This window comes from Moritella viscosa, assembly GCF_900120065.1.
In the GTDB taxonomy this organism is placed as follows: Bacteria; Pseudomonadota; Gammaproteobacteria; order Enterobacterales; family Moritellaceae; genus Moritella; species Moritella viscosa.
In genome coordinates this window covers 1-3207 of sequence record NZ_FPLG01000062.1, presented here as the reverse complement: position 1 = coordinate 3207, position 3207 = coordinate 1, and the positions used below count along the sequence as shown (strand labels likewise).

General features: G+C 42.4%; 4 protein-coding genes. All 4 read left to right on the top strand.

The genetic code is table 11. The features are described from left to right. The coding region (gene infB / locus BT797_RS09990; RefSeq protein WP_075471925.1) for a translation initiation factor IF-2 at positions 1-1200 on the top strand (1200 nt) is incomplete at its 5' end. Between the two features lie 76 nt (positions 1201-1276). Continuing rightward, positions 1277-1702: a 30S ribosome-binding factor RbfA gene (gene rbfA, locus BT797_RS09985; protein WP_045111672.1), complete on the top strand. Its 426-nt coding sequence runs from the start codon at positions 1277-1279 to the stop codon at positions 1700-1702. 2 nt (positions 1703-1704) lie between these two features. Continuing rightward, entirely contained in the window at positions 1705-2670 is a 966-nt protein-coding gene (truB, locus tag BT797_RS09980) for a tRNA pseudouridine(55) synthase TruB (protein WP_075471923.1), read from the top strand. A gap of 207 nt (positions 2671-2877) precedes the next feature. Next, a complete protein-coding gene (rpsO, locus tag BT797_RS09975; protein ID WP_045111670.1) occupies positions 2878-3147 on the top strand; it encodes a 30S ribosomal protein S15 in 270 nt (89 codons plus the stop codon). Positions 3148-3207 lie beyond the last annotated feature (60 nt).

Below are 3207 nucleotides of genomic sequence, written 5' to 3'. Positions count from 1 at the left end.
GTTCCACTGATTATTGCAGTGAACAAAATGGATAAAGAAGGTGCTGATCCGGATCGTGTTAAAAACGAACTTGCACAACATGACGTAATTCCTGAAGACTGGGGCGGCGAAAACATGTTTGTACACGTATCAGCTAAAGCCGGTACGGGTATTGATGAGCTACTTGAAGGTATCCTATTACAATCTGACATCTTAGAACTAGAAGCTGTTGCTACTGGTCCTGCTGCAGGTGTTGTAATTGAATCTCGTCTTGACAAAGGTCGTGGTCCTGTTGCTACAGTACTTGTACAACAAGGTGAATTGAAGCGTGGCGATATCGTACTTTGTGGTCTTGAGTATGGTCGTGTTCGTGCAATGCGTGATGAAAATGGTCAACCAATTGAAAGTGCGGGTCCTTCTATTCCAGTTGAGATCTTAGGTCTTTCTGGTGTACCTAAAGCGGGTGATGAAGCGACTGTAGTACGTGATGATAAGAAAGCTCGTGAAGTTGCGCTTTACCGTCAAGGTAAATTCCGTGATGTTAAGCTGGCTCGTCAACAGAAATCTAAACTTGATAACATGTTTGCTAACATGGAAGCAGGTGAAGTTTATGAATTGAATATCGTACTTAAAGCAGATGTTCAAGGTTCACTTGAAGCACTTTGTGATTCGTTGGTTAAACTTTCAACTGATGAAGTTAAAGTTGCAATTATCGGACGTGGCGTTGGTGGTATTACTGAAACTGACGTAACACTTGCTGCTGCATCGAACGCTATCGTACTTGGTTTCAACGTACGTGCTGACGCAAAAGCACGTGAAGTTGTAAGCAACGAAAGTGTTGATTTACGTTACTACAGCGTTATCTATGACTTGATTGATGAAGTTAAACAAGCGATGAGCGGTCTGCTTGCGCCTGAGTTCCGTCAAGAAATCATTGGTCTTGCTGAAGTTCGTGATGTATTCAAATCACCTAAAATTGGCTCTATTGCTGGTTGTATGGTTACTGAAGGTGTTATCAAACGTAGCGCTCCAATCCGTGTACTACGTGAAAACATCGTTATCTACGAAGGTGAACTTGAATCGTTACGTCGCTTTAAAGATGACGTACAAGACGTTCGTATGGGTATTGAATGTGGTATCGGCGTTAAGAACTATAATGACGTACGTGTTGGTGACCAAATCGAAGTATTCGAAACTGTTGAAATTAAACGTACTCTGTAACGGTTAGTCGCTCGGTTCGATTAAAATAACTTTATGGGGGCCTTAGGTCCCCATTTTCCTTTAGAGGAATTTAAAAATGGCAAAAGAATTCAGTCGTTCTCGTCGTGTTGCACAGCAACTACAACAAGAAATTGCGCGTATTTTACAACGTGAAGTGAAAGACCCACGTGTTGGTATGGTGACAGTATCAAGTATTGATCTGTCACGTGACCTTTCTTACGCAAAAGTGTATGTTACTTTCTTTAACATCGATAATGATGAAGAACGTATCAAAGAAGGTGTAGCAGCATTAGAAACGGCAAGTGGTTATATCCGCTCGTTAGTTGGTAGCTCAATGAAATTACGTATTGTGCCTGAACTGCGTTTTATCTATGACAATACACTTGTTGAAGGTATGCGTCTTTCAAGTCTCGTAACTGAAGTACGTGCTAAAGATAAAAAACTGCAAGATGATTTTGGCACTACGGCAGATGAAAAAGACGCTCCTGAAGGAGAGTCTTAGTCATGTCTGGACGTCGTCGTCGATGGAACGGCCGTGATGTACACGGTGTATTCTTGTTGGATAAACCGACAGGCATAAGCTCAAACGATGCATTACAGCGTGTAAAGAAAATTTTCTTTGCTGCGAAAGCGGGTCACACTGGCGCCTTAGATCCATTGGCTACTGGTATGCTACCGTTATGCTTTGGTGAAGCAACGAAGTTTTCACAATTCTTACTTGATTCAGATAAGCGTTACTTAGTAACTGCAAAGCTGGGTGAACGTACGGATACATCAGATTCTGATGGTGAAGTTGTGCAAACACGAGCTGTTAGCGTAAGCGATGCTGAATTATTGATTGCACTTGATACTTTCCGTGGTGACACAGAGCAAGTACCGTCAATGTTTTCGGCATTAAAGCACGAAGGTAAACCTTTGTACTGGTATGCGCGTCAAGGCATCTTTATCGATCGTCCTGCACGTCCTATTACCGTTTTTGAACTTAAATTATTAAGTTATGAAAATGATGAAGTTAATCTAGAAATCCACGTGAGTAAGGGTACTTATATCCGTACTATCGTTGATGACTTGGGTGAGCTATTGGGCTGTGGAGCACACGTGAGTATGCTACGTCGTATCGGTGTTAGCGCTTACCCAGCAGACCGAATGATTACGTTTGAAAAGCTGGAAGAGATGGTAGAGCAAGCTAATACAGACGGTGTTGAGCCGAAAGATGTGCTTGATCCATTATTGCTACCACTTGATTCAGCGGTAAGTCATTTACCGGAAGCGAACATGAGCACTGAGACAGGTGATTTTGTATTACACGGGCAACCCGTTGTTGTACCTAATACTCCTGAATCAGGCTTAGTGCGTATGACGGTTGGTGATGAGCGTACTTTCATTGGCGTTGGTAGTATCGATGACCAAGGTAGAGTCGCTCCTAAACGTATCGTTAATTACGAAACACAGGCTCGCGAACCAAAATAAACCCAATGACTCATGGGTGAGATAAAAGGCATTGTTACGTGAGTAATAGTGCCTTTTTTATACGACTTTTTATGCGTCATATTCGTTTGTACATTGATCAGTGAAAATGATTGCAGGAATACACTGACCTCTGTATACTCCGCGGTTCTTCTTATAGCTGAACGAGTGGTCGGCTATAAGCTATTTATCTATATTGGAGACTCCACTATGTCATTAAACGCTGAAGCTAAAGCTGCTATCGTTGCAGATTTCGCACGCCAAGAAGGCGATACTGGTTCAACTGAAGTTCAAGTTGCACTATTAACTGCACAAATCAATCACCTTCAAGGTCACTTCAAGAAGCACATCCACGATCACCACAGCCGTCGTGGTCTATTACGTATGGTTGCTAGCCGTCGTAAACTTCTTGACTACCTAAAACGTACTGAGAATGCACGTTATGCAGATCTTATCGCACGTCTAGGTCTACGTCGTTAACCGACGATTAATTTGACGTCTACGGACAACAAATTATAAGAAAGGAGCCAATTGGCTCCT